Raw genomic sequence first — 16,677 nt, forward strand, 5'->3', positions numbered from 1 at the left:
TATTAAGGCTTTTCAATCGAACACCGTGTGGTACGGTCAATCGCGCCACGATAGCCGCCTCGAGCCCGTTTCCACACTACATCATGCTACAACACCGCACGACCCACAAGGAATATAACTGAGAACCGGATACTCTCGAGTGTGATCGACGGTTCCGGTCAGCTTTGCCCGGCCGGGTAGCCCCGCTTGTGCCTCGAGTTAGTAACCGTTAAATGCCTCCCGCCGCTACCTGCCTGTAGTATCTCGTGACAGCCGCTTCTCTCCCAATAGCCGACACGCACACCCACACTCACACCAACACATGGTAGACGTAAGCCAACACGAACTGGTTCCGGAGCACACCGTCCTCGAGGAAGACACGCTCGAGGAGGTGCTCGAGGAATACAACATCGATCGTACAGATTTACCGAAAATAAAGCGCAGCGATCCCGCATTGCCGGACGACGCGGAGATCGGCGACGTTATCAAGATCGTCCGTGACTCGCGGACGACCGAGCAGGCAGTCATCTATCGACTCGTGGTGGAATAAATGGCAATTGAACTGAACCGCGACGACCGACGAGAAATCTCGCGTGAATATTTCGCGAAGGAACGGATCGCCGAACACCACTACCGCTCGTTCAACGCCTTCCTCAACCGGGGAATGCAGCGGGTCGTCGACGAGAAGGAGACGATCGACACGGACATCGGCGACAAGGAAGGCGAGGAGCCGGTCCACGTCGAACTGGGTGACGTCCGCGTCGTCACGCCGCGCGTCCGAGAGGCGGACGGCTCGGAAGAGCTCCTCTATCCGCAGGAGGCCCGCCTCCGAAACATCACCTACTCCGCGCCGGTGTTCATGGAGATGTCCATCGTCAAGGGCGAGGAAGGCGACGAGCGGGTCGTCGACTCGACCGAAACGAAGATCGGCCGGATGCCGATCATGGTCGGCTCCGACAAGTGTAACATCGCCGGCTTCTCCGACGAGGAACTGATCGAGATCGGCGAGGACCCCGCCGACCCCGGCGGCTACTTCATCGTCAACGGCTCCGAGCGGGTGCTGATGACCAGCGAGGACCTCGCACCGAACAAGATCCTCGCGGAGTACGACAGCAAGTACGGCGACGAGATTCAGGTCGCCAAGACCTTCTCCCAGCGCCGCGGCTACCGCGCGCTGGTGCTGTGCGAACGCAACCGCGAGGGGCTGCTCGAGGTCTCCTTCCCCTCGGTGTCTGGCTCGATCAACTTCGTGACGCTCGTACGAGCGCTCGGCCTCGAATCGGACGAGGAGATCGTCCACAAGGTCTCGAACGACCCCGAGGTCGTCAAGTACATGCTCGAGAACCTCGAGGAAGCGGAGGTCCAGACCGAGGAGGGGGCCATTGAGGAACTCGGGAAGCGCGTCGCCTCCGGCCAGGGGAAGAACTACCAGCTCAAGCGGGCCAACTACGTCATCGATCGCTACCTCCTGCCCCACCTTCACGAGGAGGGCGTCGAGGAGGAAGACGTCCGGATCAACAAGGCCCACTACCTCTGTCGGATGGCCGAGGCCTGTTTCGAACTCGCGCTCGGACGGCGCGAGTCCGACGACAAGGACCACTACGCGAACAAGCGGCTGAAGGTCAGCGGCGACCTGATGAAGGACCTGTTCCGGACCGCGCTGAACAAGCTGGCACGGGACGTCAAATACCAGCTCGAGCGCGCGAACATGCGAAACCGGCAGCTCTCGGTGAACACGGTCGTCCGATCCGACGTGCTCACTGAACGGCTCGAGCACCCGATCGCGACGGGCAACTGGGTGGGCGGCCGATCCGGCGTGAGTCAGCTGGTTGATCGGACCGACTTTATGGGCGTACTCTCGCACCTGCGCCGCCTTCGCAGCCCGCTCTCGCGCTCGCAACCTCACTTCGAAGCGCGGGACCTGCACGCGACCCAGTGGGGTCGCATCGGGCCATCGGAGACGCCGGAGGGACCGAACTGTGGGCTGGTGAAGAACTTCGCCCAATCGATGGAGCTCTCCCAGAACGTCGACGACGAACAGGAACTCAAACGCGAACTCGCATCCATGGGGGTCGAGGGCATTCCCGGCCTCGAAGGCATCGAACGGACGACAGCGTCAGGGGACGATTAAATTATGAGCAGCCAACAACGAGAGGCGAAAGTCTACGTCAACGGGTCGCTGGTGGGGACGCATCCCGATCCGCACGAACTCGCAGAACAGATCCGCGAAGCGCGACGCATCGGCGACGTCAGCGAGATGGTCAACGTCTCGGTCAAAGATCGCACCCGCGAAGTGATCGTCAACGCCGACGCCGGCCGCGCGCGGCGGCCGCTGCTGGTCGTCGAAGACGGCGAGCCCCGCATCTCCCAGCAGGAGATCGAGGCGCTCCAGGACGGCGACCTCGAATTCGAGGATCTCGTCGATCACGGCTACATCGAATTCATCGACGCCGAGGAGGAAGAGGACATCCTCGTCGGCGTCGACGAAGACGATCTGACCGAGAAGCACACGCACCTCGAGATCGACCCGTCGCTGATCTTCTCGATCGGTGCGGGGATGATTCCCTACCCCGAGCACAACGCCTCGCCCCGCATTACGATGGGGGCAGGGATGATTAAGCAGTCGCTGGGGCTGCCGAGCGCGAACTACCGGATTCGGCCGGACACGCGCCAGCACCTGCTTCACTATCCGCAGCTCTCGATGGTGAAGACCCAGACGACCGAACAGATCGGCTACGACGAGCGGCCGGCAGCCCAGAACTTCGTCGTCGCCGTGATGAGCTACGAGGGGTTCAACATCGAGGACGCACTGGTCATGAACAAGGCCAGCGTCGAACGCGCGCTCGCTCGCTCGCACTTCTTCCGCACCTACGAGGGCGAGGAGCGCCGCTACCCCGGTGGCCAGGAGGACCGCTTCGAGATTCCGAGCCAGGACGTCCGCGGTGCTCGCGGCGAGGAGGCGTACACTCACCTTGACGAGGACGGCCTCGTCAACCCCGAGACGACGGTCGACGAGAACTCCGTCCTGCTCGGGAAGACGAGCCCGCCGCGATTCCTCGAGGAACCCGACGACATGGGCGGCCTCTCGCCACAGAAGCGCCGGGAGACCTCCGTCACCATGCGTTCGGGCGAGTCGGGGATCGTCGACACCGTCACCCTCATGGAGGGGGAAGACGGCTCGAAGCTCTCGAAGGTCTCGGTGCGCGACGAGCGGATCCCCGAACTCGGGGACAAGTTCGCCAGCCGCCACGGCCAGAAGGGGGTCGTCGGCCACCTCGCGCCCCAGGAGGACATGCCGTTCACCGAGGAGGGCGTGGTGCCGGACCTCGTGCTCAATCCGCACGCGCTGCCCTCTCGGATGACCGTCGGCCACATTCTCGAGATGATCGGCGGCAAACTCGGCGCGATGGAGGGGCGGCGCGTCGACGGGACGCCGTTCCTCGGCGAGGACAAGGACGCGCTCCGAGAGGGGCTCGAGGAGGCCGGCTTCGATTCGGCCGGCAAGGAGACCATGTACTCCGGGATCTCCGGCGAGAAGATCGACGCCGAGATCTTCGTCGGGGTCATCTTCTATCAGAAGCTCTACCACATGGTCTCGAACAAGCTGCACGCCCGCTCTCGCGGGCCGGTGCAGGTGCTGACTCGCCAGCCGACGGAGGGCCGCGCCCGCGAAGGTGGCCTCCGTATCGGGGAGATGGAACGCGACGTGTTCATCGGTCACGGGGCGGCTATGACGCTAAAGGAACGACTGCTCGACGAGTCTGACCGCGAGTTCATCCACATCTGTGCGAACTGCGGGATGAGCGCGGTCGAAAACGTCGAACAACGGCGTGTCTACTGTCCGAACTGCGACGAGGAGACCGATATCCACGAGATCGAGATGAGCTACGCGTTCAAGCTTCTGCTCGACGAGATGAAGGCGCTGGGTATCGCACCGCGACTCGAACTGGAGGACGCCGTCTAACCCATGCAAGATACGACACCAAAAGACATCGGAGCGATCTCCTTCGGGCTCATGGAGCCCGAGGAGTATCGAGAGATGAGCGCGACGAAGATCATCACCGCCGACACGTACGACGACGACGGGTTCCCCATCGACATGGGGTTGATGGACCCTCGACTCGGCGTGATCGACCCCGGCCTCGAGTGCAAGACCTGCGGGAAGCACTCGGGCTCGTGTAACGGCCACTTCGGTCACATCGAACTGGCTGCGCCGGTCATCCACGTCGGCTTTACGAAACTCATCCGACGGCTCCTGCGGGGGACCTGCCGGGAGTGTTCGAAACTCCTCCTTACCGAGGACGAACGCGACGAGTTCCGCGGCCAACTCGACGAGTCCCGGAAACTGAGTCGGGATCTCAACGACGTGACGAAGGCCGCGATTCGGCAGGCCCGCAAGAAAGACCGCTGTCCGTTCTGTGGCGAAATCCAGTACGATATCGACCACGAGAAGCCGACCACTTACTACGAGGTCCAGCAGGTCCTCACCAGTGAGTACTCCCAGCGCATCGCCGGTGCGATGCAGGGCGACGAGGAAGAGGGCGTCGAGCGGACGACGCCGGACGAACTCGCCGAAAAAACCGAAATCGAGCTCACCCGGATCAACGAGATCCTCTCCGGCTCCTTCCGGCCGCGCGAAAGCCAGCGCAAGGCGATCGAGAAGGCGCTGGATATCGACCTGACCGAGGAGGACACGAACAAGCTGATGCCCAGCGACATCCGGGACTGGTTCGAGAACATTCCGGACGAGGATATCGAGGTGCTGGGAATCAACCCCGAGAAGTCCCGGCCCGAATGGATGATCCTCACCGTCCTCCCCGTCCCGCCGGTCACCGCACGGCCGTCGATCACGCTGGACAACGGCCAGCGCTCCGAGGACGATCTCACACACAAGCTCGTCGACATCATCCGGATCAACCAGCGGTTCATGGAGAACCGCGAGGCCGGCGCACCCCAACTGATCATCGAGGACCTCTGGGAACTGCTCCAGTACCACGTCACGACGTTCATGGACAACGAGATCTCGGGCACGCCGCCGGCTCGACACCGCTCCGGCCGCCCCCTGAAGACCCTTTCCCAGCGACTCAAGGGCAAGGAGGGTCGCTTCCGCGGCTCGCTGTCCGGGAAGCGCGTGAACTTCTCCGCCCGGACCGTCATCTCGCCGGACCCGACCCTCTCGCTGAACGAAGTCGGTGTCCCGGACCGCGTCGCCAAGGAGATGACTCAGACGATGAACGTCACCGAGCGCAACCTCGAGGACGCCCGTCGATTCGTCTCGAACGGCCCCGAGGGCCACCCCGGCGCGAACTACGTCCGTCGACCGGACGGCCGCCGGCTCAAGGTGACCGAGAAGAACTGCGAACAGCTCGCCGAGAAGGTCGAGGCCGGGTGGGAAGTGAATCGGCACCTCATCGACGGCGACATCGTCATCTTCAATCGCCAGCCGTCGCTCCACCGGATGTCGATCATGGCCCACGAGGTCGTGGTCATGCCGTACAAGACGTTCCGGCTGAACACCGTCGTCTGTCCGCCGTACAACGCCGACTTCGACGGCGACGAGATGAACATGCACGCCCTCCAGAACGAGGAGGCCCGCGCGGAGGCCCGCGTCCTCATGCGCGTCCAGGAACAGATCCTCTCGCCTCGCTTCGGCGAGAACATCATCGGGGCCATTCAGGACCACATCTCCGGGATGTACCTCCTGACCCACGACAACCCCCGATTCAACGAGACGCAGGCGCTGGACCTGCTTCGTGCCACTCGGATCGACGAACTGCCCGAACCGAGCGGGATCGACGACGAGGGAACGCCGTTCTGGACCGGCTACGACGTCTTCTCCGAACTGCTGCCCGACGACCTGAACCTCGAATTCACCGGCACCGTCGGCGACGAGGTCGTCATCGAAGACGGCCAGTTGCTCCAGGGCACCATCGCCGAGGACGAGGTCGGCGAGTTCGGCGGCGAGATCGTCGACACGATCACGAAAGTCTACGGCAACACCCGCGCGCGGATCTTCATCAACGAAGTTTCGACGCTGGCGATGCGCGCGATCATGCACTTCGGGTTCTCGATCGGGATCGACGACGAGACCATCCCCGGGGAAGCCCAGTCTCGCATCGACGAGACGATCGACGACGCCAACGACCGCGTCGAAGAGCTGATCGAGGCCTACGAGAACAACGAACTCGAGAGTCTCCCCGGCCGGACGATCGACGAGACCCTCGAGATGAAGATCATGCAGACGCTCTCGCGTGCGCGTGACAACGCCGGGAACATCGCCGACGAGCACTTCCAAGACGACAACCCCGCCGTTGTCATGGCCAACTCCGGTGCCCGCGGATCGATGCTCAACCTGACCCAGATGGCCGGCGCGGTCGGCCAGCAGGCGGTTCGGGGCGAGCGGATCAACCGTGGGTACGAGGATCGGACCCTCAGCCACTACGAGCCAAACGACCTCTCCGCCGAAGCACACGGCTTCGTCGAGAACTCCTACACGAGCGGGCTCACTCCGCGGGAGTTCTTCTTCCACGCGATGGGTGGTCGCGAGGGCCTGGTCGACACCGCAGTCCGTACCTCCAAGTCCGGTTACCTGCAGCGCCGGCTGATCAACGCCCTCTCCGAACTCGAATCCCAGTACGACGGTACCGTTCGAGACACCTCGGACACGATCGTCCAGTTCGAGTTCGGCGAGGACGGCACGTCGCCGGTCAAAGTCTCCTCCGGCGACGATAACGACATCGACGTCGAACACATCGCCAGTCAGGTACTCGACTCCGAGTTCGCCTCCGAGGAGGAACGAGACGAGTTCCTCGGCTCCAGACCACAGCCGACGAACCTCTCCGAACACGCCGACGATCGCCTCGCCGAGGACGTGGGGGTGAGCTCGGATGACTAGCGCCGACTACAACGTCGACGACGACACGATCGCGGTCGTCGAGGACACCGACCTCCCACGGCGACTCAAAGACGAGGTTTACGACACGCTCGAAAGCCGCGAGGGCGCGACCGTCGAGGAAGCCGACGAACTCTCGAAGGCCGTCGAGACCCGTTATCTGAACACGCGAGTTCCCCCGCTCGACCCCGTCGGGACGGTCTCGGCCCAGTCGATCGGCGAACCCGGCACCCAGCTGACGATGAACACGTTCCACTACGCGGGTGTCGCAGAGATCGACGTAACCCAGGGGCTGCCTCGGCTGATCGAGCTGGTCGACGCCCGGAAGACCCCGGACACGCCGATGATGACCGTCTACCTCGAGGACGAGTACGCGACCGAACGCGAGAAGGCCCACGAGGTCGTCTGGAGCATCGAGGCGACCAAGATTCTCGCACTGGGCGATGTCTCGACGAACGTCGCGGACATGCGCGTTCAGATCTCGCTCAACGAGGACACGCTGCAAGAGCGGCTGATCACGGCCGAGGAAGTCGCCGAGATCATCGAGGACTCCCTTGGTGTCAAGACGGTCCAGCAGGGTGCCAGCATCGAGTTCGGCCCCGAAGAACCGTCCTACCGCGATCTCCTCCAGCTGGTCGAAGAGCTCCGCGAAATCACGTTCAAGGGGATCGAAGAGGTCTCCCGCGTCGTCATCCGGCGCGAGGAACTCGAGGACGGCGAGGAGTTCGTCCTCTACACCGAGGGATCGGCCTTCGGCGACGCCCTCGATATCGAGGGCGTCGATGCCTCGCGGACGACGTGTAACAACATCCACGAGATCCACCGCAACCTCGGCATCGAGGCTGCTCGCGAGGCGATCATCGAGGAGACGAACAACACGCTCGCCGAGCAGGGACTGGACGACGTGAACGTCCGGCACCTGATGCTCGTCGCGGACATGATGACCAATCGCGGCGAGGTCGAGTCGATCGGCCGCCACGGCATCTCGGGCTCGAAGGATTCGGTGCTGGCACGCGCGGCGTTCGAGGTGACGGTCAACCACCTGCTCAACGCCGCGATCCACGGCGAGATCGACGATCTCGACGGCGTCACGGAGAACGTTATCGTCGGCAAGCCGATCAAGCTCGGGACCGGCGACGTCGATCTCCGGATGGGATCGACCACCTCCGGGAGCGGTCAGGCCGACTGATCGATGGGTGTTACCCTCGACGACGACGCCCGCCAGTACCTCGGTGCATTCGAGGACGTGACCGGCGTCGACGGTCGGGACTGTCTCGTCACCGAGAGCGGTAACAGGCTCTTGATCGTCGTCGAACGCGGCGGAATGAGCGAGGCAATCGGCCCCGGTGGTCGAACGGTCCAGCGATTCGAGGACCGGGTCGATGCACAGGTTCGTCTCGTCGAAGGCGCGGACGACCCCGAGGCGTTCGTCGCAAACGTCCTTGCGCCAGCGGCCGTCTACAACGTCACCATCAGCGAAAACGACGATACCGTCGCCTACGTCGAGGTCGCCGAAGACGACCACGGCGTCGCGATCGGAACGAACGGTCGGACGATCGACGCCGCCCGGACGCTCGCGGATCGCCACTTCGGGATCGACGACGTCCAGCTCATCTGATTTGGGCCTCGCTGCGATTTTTGGCCGATACGTAACTCTCGAGGCGACAGTCTCCGAAATCGATCGACCGCTCGCAGTCGATCTTCCGTTCGGGAACCTCTTGCCCGCCGAACGTCGCTAACCCGCGCTCCGGGCGTAACTCGAGTCGGCGAAACGCCCGCAGATTCGGCGAGCGATGTTCCTAAAGCGATCTCGAGCCGTCACGCGGAGCCGAAACGGGTCGCTTAAGTGCCTTCGTCGGATAGCGACCTCCATGGCAAACGGCAAATATGCCGCGCGGAAGCTCAAGAAGGACCGCCAGAATCAGCGGTGGTCCGACTCTGACTACGCGCGCCGCGCCCGTGGACTTCGCGAGAAGTCCGACCCCCTCGAGGGCGCACCGCAGGCTCGCGGTATCGTACTCGAAAAGGTTGGCATCGAGGCCAAACAGCCCAACTCGGCGATCCGGAAGTGCGTCCGAGTGCAGCTGATCAAGAACGGCAAGCAGGTCACCGCGTTCTGTCCCGGTGACGGTGCCATCTCGTTCATCGACGAACACGACGAAGTCACCATCGCCGGGATCGGTGGGGCGAAGGGTCGTGCGATGGGTGACCTCTCCGGTGTCAACTACAAGGTCGACAAGGTCAACGGCGTCGCACTGAAAGAACTCGTTCGCGGGAACGCGGAAAAACCGGTGCGATAATCATGGCCGCAGAAGATCAACCGGATCCGGACGCGCCGGCCGGTGGTGCAGACGTTTCGGCGAAGCTCTTCGGCACGTGGGACCTCGTCGAGATCGAGTACGCCGATCCCTCGACCGAGCGCTACATCACGGTGACTCCCGTCGCTCACACCGCGGGTCGGCACGCCGGCAAGCAGTTCAAGAAGTCCCAGATCTCGATCGTCGAGCGCTTCATCAACCGCTTGATGCAGACCGAGGAGAACACGGGCAAGAAACAGCAGTCACTCAACCACGTCCGTGACGCGTTCGAGCTCATTCACGAGCGCACCGAGGAGAATCCCATTCAGGTGCTCGTAACGGCCGTCGAGAACGCGGCCCCGCGGGAGGAGACCGTCCGCCTGAAGTACGGCGGCATTTCGGTCCCGAAGGCCGTCGACGTCGCGCCGCAGCGTCGAGTCGACCAGGCCCTGAAGTTCCTCGCAGAGGGTGTCTACAACGCATCGTTCAAGACGACGACGGATGTCGAAGAGGCCATCGCCGACCAACTCATCGGCGCGGCCAACTACGATGTCCAGACCTACGCCGTCAGTCAGAAAGAGGAGAAAGAGCGCGTCGCGGCAGCCGCCCGCTAACGCGATTCGTCGTTTCGACTTTCGGTCTTCTTCCACTCGGAATAGTCCCATCTCGAGTCGGTCTCGGACCGCTTTCTCGTCGGTCTTTTACGCTGGAATAGTGTGGTGATCAGTGCTCGAGTTCTGTTATAGCGACTCGAGGTTGGACTTCGAATACCACTAGTAGGGTAAGTCGTGTTCAATGTTATACTAATCCGTTCAAAACGTTTCAACCAGTAATCTATTATATTGGTATTATCTATCCTTTGAAAGAGATATTAAAATAAATTCATTACTTCATGGTACTATACTCCGAGTGTACCATGACGGACATTACACAGTACTTGAAGAACCACCCGCGAATGATCGGCGCCCTGTTCACGATTCTGCTGTTGCTGGCACAGGCTGGGACAGTCGCAGCAAACAGTTCGATCTTCTTGGGACCGTAAGAATTAGACGTTATCAGAAAGAAGTTCGTCGCTCCATTGAACTCCCCCATTAAGTAGTACCGGAAATTCTCCCTCGTTATAAAAATCTTCCAGTTGTGAATTAGTAACTATGATATCCTCTATCCTATGGGGAATCACACTATACAGATCAACTGGTTCTAAGTAGGGAAAGAAAACACCACCCCTTCTAATTTCAGCCGATATATAAGGTACTACATCCGCTCTAATTTCTTCTTTTCCATCATTTACTAAGCATACGTTTGGTATCCGTGTTTCTGATTGTGCTATCGTCGTTCGTGCATCGCCAACCATTCGGTACTGTTGTCCAACGATATTTTCTTGCCGGGTAATATCAAGTGCTCCGTATAGCGGAAATCCGAGGTTCAACAACCGGGCAATGAGGCTACCTATACTCACTGCACCACTATTAACAACGTTACCAAGAGTTACTATTCCACCGATACTGCCGGCTTTGACCAGGTGTAACCCTTGTTCTTGAGACTGGCACGCATTGAGAAGAAACGCCTTTGCACCGACCGTATCAACCGTCGCAGCATTTAGCTTTCCATCTGAGCACTGGAATCCCTCTGCATCGATATGACCGATATAATGGAAGAAATCACTCTCCTTCGCCAGTACCTCTGTAAGAGCAGATGTAGTAAGTTCGTAGTGAATCGTTGTTTCAAACGGTAGCTCTTTGCGGGTTCCGTACGTTCCATTAACGCTCTTGAGTTCCTCTCTCATATCGGGGTCGTTGCAGACCACCTTGATCTCGATAGGGCCATCTTTCGGTGTCCGTCCGATACTGTTTTCGTATGCTACCAACGGTGCTGTACTCGTAATTTCCGCATTCTCGATTCCGGTCCACGATTGTTGAATTGTCGGCAGGTGTGGTGGATTGCTTGGCGTAGATATGGTCTTGTTTCCGCGGATGTTGTGTGAACTCGCACTCCGAACGAAATCGCTACTATCACGTGTAAATTCGTTGATTGCTTTTTCAGCTACTGGATCCGCTAACGATGGATCGTTGGATTCTTCTTGAATTTTGACGACAGCGAGATCATTAGTGACGAACGGGAGAAATTTGATGTACTTTGCAGTCGGTTCAAATTTCGTCTCGAGTTGCCAGTTCGGAAGATACGGTTGTAGCGTCGAATATGGTACCTTGAGAAACGTCTTCACTCGTTCAGCGAGTGATTGATGATATGCAATCTTAGGATCAAAATCGAGGACTGGTTCGACTATCTCGCGTTCGTGCAGTGGAAGGGGAGTTGTTCCCTCTGTGCGAACGACGCAGCCGAGAAAGAATACTTGTCGCAGTACCCGTTTAACCGCTGTATCGAGACCGTTTTCGCAATCAAGTGAGTATCTATAGCCCGATTCAGTAATTAGTTCTGGGTTGGTACCCGGAACTACATCTGCACGAAGATAGTATGCCAGTGGTGCAACTACGAATGTGTTTTGTAGCGTTGCAGGGATTTCTATACGGATTCCTGTTTCTTTTCGATTGAATTTATTGGGAATATGAAGTTCGTCACCAAGTTTGAGACGGGGCGGGTGCCCACGAAGTGTCGGGTAAGTCCGTTCTGGGGTCGTCGTTTTTAGTGCTGAACCAAAGGCAGACACCGCTGCCATAACGTCTGCCGGGTCAGTTGTCGTTGTAATCGTCCCTGCTGGTCGCTCGTGGAATGATCGAGCACCGAGGATCACCTGAGTCGAATCGCCGAGATTGATGTATGTTTGCTTACTATCTGAGTAAATGTAGGCCGAACTCTCGACCTTGGCATAGACCTTTATGGGTCCCGACAAATCTAGGGTATATTCTCCGTGCGGGAGGTCCGCCTGCTCGCTTGGAGGGACTTTTGCAACCATGGTCTTGTCCGAATCACGAATGAGGACATGGTCGGTAGTTGGCAGCGTAATCGAACTAGTTGTAACCGCTACCGCTGCATCAATAGGAAATTTGATTTGATTCGTAGCAGCCGACTCGAGCGAAACCGGCTCGTTCGTCGTCAGCCGATACCGGTGTCGTTCGATCGGATCGATTATCTCGAGCCCGTCAGCTGTCGGCTCGAACTTCGGCGTTATTGAGTCGGGTGTGTGAGTCATACGGCTTCTGTGCGATCGATCGTGGCAGTTCTCGAGACCGGATGCGTAGACCGTTTATAGCGATCAACCGTTACTCCGAATCGACCGGCAGCCAGCCGGAGCTGTAGGATCCGTCGTCGATATCCCACCGCTCCTGGTAGTCGCCGTTTTGCTCCCGAAGCTCGACGACCACGTCGAAAAGCGGCGAGAAGACTGGAACGACCTGTGCGTCCCGTTCGACCGGGAGGTGATAGTGCACCATTCCGTCGATGTCCCTCGTTCGGCCGTTGATCAAGTGCAGAAACTTGAACATTCGCTGTCTGCCGTACTCCTCGAGGAGGGGAAGCAACGAATCGATTCCGACCCTGATCTCGGACGGCTCGAGCACGTCGGCGGTGGCTTCGAAGGATTCGATCGCACTCGAGATGGCGATGCCGAGGTCGGCGAGGGTATCGACATCGGTCGTCGACGGTTCGATCGACGGCGACACACTCGGAGCGGTCGCCGCGGCACTGCGCGCCTGCGCGTTGTAGGTGATGACCGACAGCGTCTCCGAACTACTGTCGTCGACGAAGTGTGAGACGGGGTGTGGTTCGCCAGTCGTCGAGACCAGGACGCGTCGCCGAACACGGCTGGCCCCACAACCTAGCAGCCGTTGGCAGGTATCTCGACGCTGGTCGGGCTGAACGGTGCCCACGACGAGAACGCTCGCCCCCTCGCGTTTCAATCGCGTTAGCTCGTCGGAGAAGCCGTCCCCGTTCGTCCCCCCACAGTCCGTTTCCGAGAGCATCACTAGTATGTTCCACAGTTTTATCTCCTCAAACAATAAATGTTCGGGTTGAAGTGTACCGGACACTGCTTCGATGAACCGCCGTCTCAGGTATCCGCTCGAGTCGGCCGATCACGCCGGTTACCGTCGCGATTCGGGTCGTGAAGACTCAGTCCGCTGCGGGTCCCTCGCCGCCGACGTACGCCCGGGTCGCGTCGACGAGCACCTGTCGGTAGGAGCTCGTGTCGGGTTCCCGCGCGAGCTCTCGGAACCGCTGTTTGAACGCCTCGAAGTCGACCTTCGGTGCATCCATCGCGGCCGCGTGCGCGAGGTCGTAGAGCCGGTGGTCCCTGTCGACGAGATCGTGCCGTTCCGCGAGCGCCAGTGCGAAGGCGGCGTTTACGGCCGTGATCTCCGGGTCGGCGCTCGCGGAGAGGCGCTCGAGGCCGGGCCGGGGCGGCGTCTCGGGTCGGTCGGCGACCGCCGCGGCGAGGCTCGACTCGAGAAAGGAGAGCAGTTTCTCGCCGGGGCCGACCGAGAGCGTGATGTCGTCGGCGTAGATGTCTTTCATGTGATTCGCGATCTGATAGCAGTGAGAGAGTTTGCGCCGTTCGACGCTCTTGCCGGCCAGCGCGAGATAGAGCACTTCCTCGGTCGACTGCGTGTGGGAGGGGTGTCGTTGCTCGTGGCGAGCCATGTGTGCGAATTCGTGAAGGGCGAGTTCGCGGGCCATCGCCGACGAGGCGGCCTGCCTCGAGATGTTGAGCACGTGGCGATCGTCGTAGTGGGCGGCCCAGGTTCGTTCGTCCGGATCGTCGCGGAGGTGGACGTAGACCGGCAGCGAGAGGTCGTGTTCGGTTTCGAAGAGGTCGCGAGCGCTGAGGAATGGAGAAGTCGGGCCCGGCCCCTGAACGCGGATATCCATGTGTAATACTAGCAAGAGCCGACGGGATTTGACTCTTGTGTGCGATTGCACGCGGGTGAATTGGGCCGTGTCCTCCACACGGCCACGGTGTCGATGTGAGTTCGGAGCACGGTGTTCCGGGAGTGTGCGGTCGCGTCATCGTGGATCGGGGGCCACACATTATGAGAGGGATTCACTCACCTAAATTGGATATTCAAACGTTCGAACCGGGAAAGACGACGGATTTCGGCGGCGACGAAACACTACCCTTTTGACCCCGCTGGCGGTAATGGGATATATATGGGCCGACGCAAGAAGATCGTCCAAGAGTGTGAACGGCTGATGGACGACCCGGAGAACATCCGGAACATCGCCATCGCCGCTCACGTCGACCACGGGAAAACAACCCTTACGGACAATCTGCTGGCTGGTGCCGGCATGATCTCCGACGAGACCGCGGGTGAACAACTCGCGATGGACACCGAGGAAGACGAGCAAGAACGCGGGATCACCATCGACGCGGCAAACGTCTCGATGACCCACGAGTACGAGGATCAGAACCACCTGATCAACCTCATCGACACGCCCGGCCACGTCGACTTCGGTGGCGACGTGACCCGAGCGATGCGTGCCGTCGACGGTGCGCTCGTCGTCGTCGACGCCGTTGAGGGTGCGATGCCTCAGACCGAGACGGTGCTGCGACAGGCGCTCCGAGAGGGCGTCAAGCCGACCCTGTTCATCAACAAGGTCGACCGTCTGATCTCCGAACTGCAGGAAGGACCCGAAGAGATGCAGAACCGGCTTCTGTCGGTCATCCACGACGTCAACGAACTTATCCGTGGGATGACCGAGGAGATGGACGACATCGACGACTGGACCGTCTCCGTCGAAGAGGGGACCGTCGGCTTCGGCTCCGCACTGTACAAGTGGGGCGTCTCCATGCCCTCGATGCAGCGCACCGGGATGGACTTCGGCGAAATCATGGAGCTCGAGCGCAACGACAAGCGCCAGGAACTCCACGAGCGGACGCCGCTGTCGGACGTCGTGCTCGACATGGTCTGTGAGCACTTCCCGAACCCGGTTAACGCCCAACCCCGTCGTATCCCGCGTATCTGGCGCGGCGACGCCGACTCCGACCTCGCAGACTCGATGCGCCTCGTCGACGAGGACGGCGAGGTCGTCCTGATGGTTACCGACATCGCGATGGACCCCCACGCCGGTGAGGTCGCATCCGGCCGCGTCTTCTCCGGAACGCTCGAGAAGGGCCAGGAACTCTACGTCTCCGGGACGGCGGGGAAGAACCGCGTCCAGTCCGTCGGCGTCTACATGGGCGGCGAACGCGAGGAAGTCGATCACGTTCCGGCGGGGAACATCGCCGCCGTCACCGGCCTCAAAGACGCCATCGCCGGGTCGACCGTCTCCGGCGTCGAGATGACGCCGTTCGAGACGATCGAACACATCTCGGAACCGGTCATCACCAAGAGCGTGGAGGCCCAGACGATGGACGACCTGCCGAAGCTCATCGAGACCCTTCGACAAGTGTCCAAGGAGGACCCCACGATCCAGATTACGATCAACGAGGATACCGGCGAACACCTGATCTCCGGACAGGGTGAACTCCACCTCGAGGTCATCACCCAGCGTATCGAGAAGAATCAGGGGATCCCGGTCAACACCGGCGAACCGATCGTCGTCTACCGCGAGGCGATCCAGCGCGCGAGCGACCAGGTCGAAGGCATCTCCCCGAACCGTCACAACCGCTTTTACATCTCCGTCGAGCCGCTGCCGGACGACGTCGTCGATGCGGTCAAGAAAGGCGAGGCGTCGATGGACATGCCCGAGCAGGAACGCCGCGAGGCCCTGCAGGACGCCGGCATGGACAAGGACGACTCGCAGGAAGTCGAGCACATCCACGGCTCGAACATCCTGCTGGACCAGACGAAGGGTATCCAGCACCTGAATGAGACGATGGAGCTGTTCATCGAGGGACTCGAGGACGCCCTCGACAACGGCCCACTGGCGAACGAGCCGGTGCAGGGGACGCTCATCCGTCTGCACGACGCTCGACTCCACGAGGACACCATCCACCGCGGCCCGGCTCAGGTCATTCCCGCGACCCGGAACGCCGTCCACAAGGCGCTGATCGACGGTCGCATCAAGATGCTCGAGCCGATGCAGGACGCTCGTATCGACGTTCCCAACGACCACATGGGCGCTGCGTCCGGCGAGATTCAGGGCCGTCGTGGCCGCGTCGACGACATGTACCAGGAAGGAGACCTCATGGTCGTCGAGGGTATCGCGCCCGTCGGCGAGATGATCGGGTTCGCGAGCGACATCCGCTCCGCGACCGAGGGTCGTGCCTCCTGGAACACCGAGAACGCCGGCTTCGAGGTCATGGCCGACTCCCTCCAGCGCGAGAAGATCATGGAGATCCGCGAGCGCAAGGGCATGAAGCTCGAGCTGCCGCCAGCGATCGACTACCTCTAACGACCTTTTTCCTCTCGGGTTCACTCACTCCGTTCGTTCACCACTCGAGCAAAAAATCTCGACCAAAAAAGGCCGCGAGCGTCCTCGACGCTCGCGGTACAATCACTGGACCGCCAGCCGTGCCTGCCGTTGACTATTCAATTTAAAACCGAATTCGTAACGTAGCTCTGGCTCGAGAGCCGGTGCCAGATGATTGGCGGACATCCTCTCGTCAGACGA

General features: G+C 60.6%; 13 protein-coding genes. 10 read left to right on the forward strand and 3 right to left on the reverse strand.

Annotated elements, in window-relative coordinates:
* The first annotated feature begins 301 nt into the window (after positions 1-301).
* From LDH74_RS18205 to LDH74_RS26485, 9 genes are all read left to right on the forward strand, one after another.
* Positions 302-529 (forward strand): DNA-directed RNA polymerase subunit H, encoded by a 228-nt coding sequence (locus LDH74_RS18205; protein WP_226040094.1) that lies wholly within the window; start codon positions 302-304, stop codon positions 527-529.
* A complete protein-coding gene (locus LDH74_RS18210; protein WP_226040095.1) occupies positions 530-2,110 on the forward strand; it encodes a DNA-directed RNA polymerase subunit B'' in 1,581 nt (526 codons plus the stop codon).
* Positions 2,111-2,113: 3 nt separating this feature from the next.
* Positions 2,114-3,943, forward strand: coding sequence for a DNA-directed RNA polymerase subunit B (gene rpoB / locus LDH74_RS18215; protein WP_226040096.1), 1,830 nt, complete (start codon positions 2,114-2,116; stop codon positions 3,941-3,943).
* A 3-nt stretch (positions 3,944-3,946) separates the two neighbouring features.
* Entirely contained in the window at positions 3,947-6,874 is a 2,928-nt protein-coding gene (locus LDH74_RS18220; RefSeq protein WP_226040097.1) for a DNA-directed RNA polymerase subunit A', read from the forward strand.
* A complete protein-coding gene (gene rpoA2, locus LDH74_RS18225) occupies positions 6,867-8,060 on the forward strand; it encodes a DNA-directed RNA polymerase subunit A'' (protein WP_226040098.1) in 1,194 nt (397 codons plus the stop codon). The genes LDH74_RS18220 and rpoA2 overlap by 8 nt, the downstream gene beginning before the upstream one ends.
* A gap of 3 nt (positions 8,061-8,063) precedes the next feature.
* Entirely contained in the window at positions 8,064-8,489 is a 426-nt protein-coding gene (locus LDH74_RS18230; RefSeq protein ID WP_226040099.1) for a NusA-like transcription termination signal-binding factor, read from the forward strand.
* A 253-nt stretch (positions 8,490-8,742) separates the two neighbouring features.
* Positions 8,743-9,171, forward strand: coding sequence for a 30S ribosomal protein S12 (locus tag LDH74_RS18235; RefSeq protein ID WP_004267302.1), 429 nt, complete (start codon positions 8,743-8,745; stop codon positions 9,169-9,171).
* A 2-nt stretch (positions 9,172-9,173) separates the two neighbouring features.
* Positions 9,174-9,782 carry a 30S ribosomal protein S7 gene (locus tag LDH74_RS18240; RefSeq protein ID WP_226040100.1) on the forward strand — a complete coding sequence of 203 codons (609 nt, stop codon included), beginning with the start codon at positions 9,174-9,176 and terminating at the stop codon, positions 9,780-9,782.
* A gap of 302 nt (positions 9,783-10,084) precedes the next feature.
* A complete protein-coding gene (locus tag LDH74_RS26485) occupies positions 10,085-10,210 on the forward strand; it encodes a hypothetical protein (RefSeq protein ID WP_255680801.1) in 126 nt (41 codons plus the stop codon).
* A 3-nt stretch (positions 10,211-10,213) separates the two neighbouring features.
* Here LDH74_RS26485 and LDH74_RS18245 read toward each other — a convergent pair whose 3' ends face one another.
* The 3 genes from LDH74_RS18245 to LDH74_RS18255 all read right to left on the reverse strand — a co-directional run bounded on the left by LDH74_RS18245 (position 10,214) and on the right by LDH74_RS18255 (position 13,992).
* Positions 10,214-12,082: a hypothetical protein gene (locus LDH74_RS18245; protein WP_226040101.1), complete on the reverse strand. Its 1,869-nt coding sequence runs from the start codon at positions 12,080-12,082 to the stop codon at positions 10,214-10,216.
* A gap of 307 nt (positions 12,083-12,389) precedes the next feature.
* Positions 12,390-13,088, reverse strand: coding sequence for a hypothetical protein (locus tag LDH74_RS18250; RefSeq protein ID WP_226040102.1), 699 nt, complete (start codon positions 13,086-13,088; stop codon positions 12,390-12,392).
* A gap of 148 nt (positions 13,089-13,236) precedes the next feature.
* Entirely contained in the window at positions 13,237-13,992 is a 756-nt protein-coding gene (locus LDH74_RS18255) for a DUF5781 family protein (protein WP_226040103.1), read from the reverse strand.
* A gap of 279 nt (positions 13,993-14,271) precedes the next feature.
* On the opposite strand from LDH74_RS18255, the gene LDH74_RS18260 reads away from it, so the two are divergent.
* On the forward strand, positions 14,272-16,458 hold the full coding sequence (locus tag LDH74_RS18260; RefSeq protein ID WP_226040104.1) for an elongation factor EF-2: 2,187 nt from the start codon (positions 14,272-14,274) through the stop codon (positions 16,456-16,458).
* Positions 16,459-16,677: the final 219 nt, after the last annotated feature.

The sequence above is a fragment of the Natrinema sp. DC36 genome (assembly GCF_020405225.1).
Lineage (GTDB): Archaea > Halobacteriota > Halobacteria > Halobacteriales > Natrialbaceae > Natrinema.

What these genes read in the sequence shown, in the direction of transcription:
- LDH74_RS18205 (WP_226040094.1), top strand. Translation starts at nt 302, where the DNA reads ATGGTAGACGTAAGCCAACACGAACTGGTTCCGGAGCACACCGTCCTC.
- LDH74_RS18210 (WP_226040095.1), top strand. Translation starts at nt 530, where the DNA reads ATGGCAATTGAACTGAACCGCGACGACCGACGAGAAATCTCGCGTGAA.
- rpoB (WP_226040096.1), top strand. Translation starts at nt 2,114, where the DNA reads ATGAGCAGCCAACAACGAGAGGCGAAAGTCTACGTCAACGGGTCGCTG.
- LDH74_RS18220 (WP_226040097.1), top strand. Translation starts at nt 3,947, where the DNA reads ATGCAAGATACGACACCAAAAGACATCGGAGCGATCTCCTTCGGGCTC.
- rpoA2 (WP_226040098.1), top strand. Translation starts at nt 6,867, where the DNA reads ATGACTAGCGCCGACTACAACGTCGACGACGACACGATCGCGGTCGTC.
- LDH74_RS18230 (WP_226040099.1), top strand. Translation starts at nt 8,064, where the DNA reads ATGGGTGTTACCCTCGACGACGACGCCCGCCAGTACCTCGGTGCATTC.
- LDH74_RS18235 (WP_004267302.1), top strand. Translation starts at nt 8,743, where the DNA reads ATGGCAAACGGCAAATATGCCGCGCGGAAGCTCAAGAAGGACCGCCAG.
- LDH74_RS18240 (WP_226040100.1), top strand. Translation starts at nt 9,174, where the DNA reads ATGGCCGCAGAAGATCAACCGGATCCGGACGCGCCGGCCGGTGGTGCA.
- LDH74_RS26485 (WP_255680801.1), top strand. Translation starts at nt 10,085, where the DNA reads ATGACGGACATTACACAGTACTTGAAGAACCACCCGCGAATGATCGGC.
- LDH74_RS18245 (WP_226040101.1), bottom strand. Translation starts at nt 12,082, where the DNA reads ATGGTTGCAAAAGTCCCTCCAAGCGAGCAGGCGGACCTCCCGCACGGA.
- LDH74_RS18250 (WP_226040102.1), bottom strand. Translation starts at nt 13,088, where the DNA reads ATGCTCTCGGAAACGGACTGTGGGGGGACGAACGGGGACGGCTTCTCC.
- LDH74_RS18255 (WP_226040103.1), bottom strand. Translation starts at nt 13,992, where the DNA reads ATGGATATCCGCGTTCAGGGGCCGGGCCCGACTTCTCCATTCCTCAGC.
- LDH74_RS18260 (WP_226040104.1), top strand. Translation starts at nt 14,272, where the DNA reads ATGGGCCGACGCAAGAAGATCGTCCAAGAGTGTGAACGGCTGATGGAC.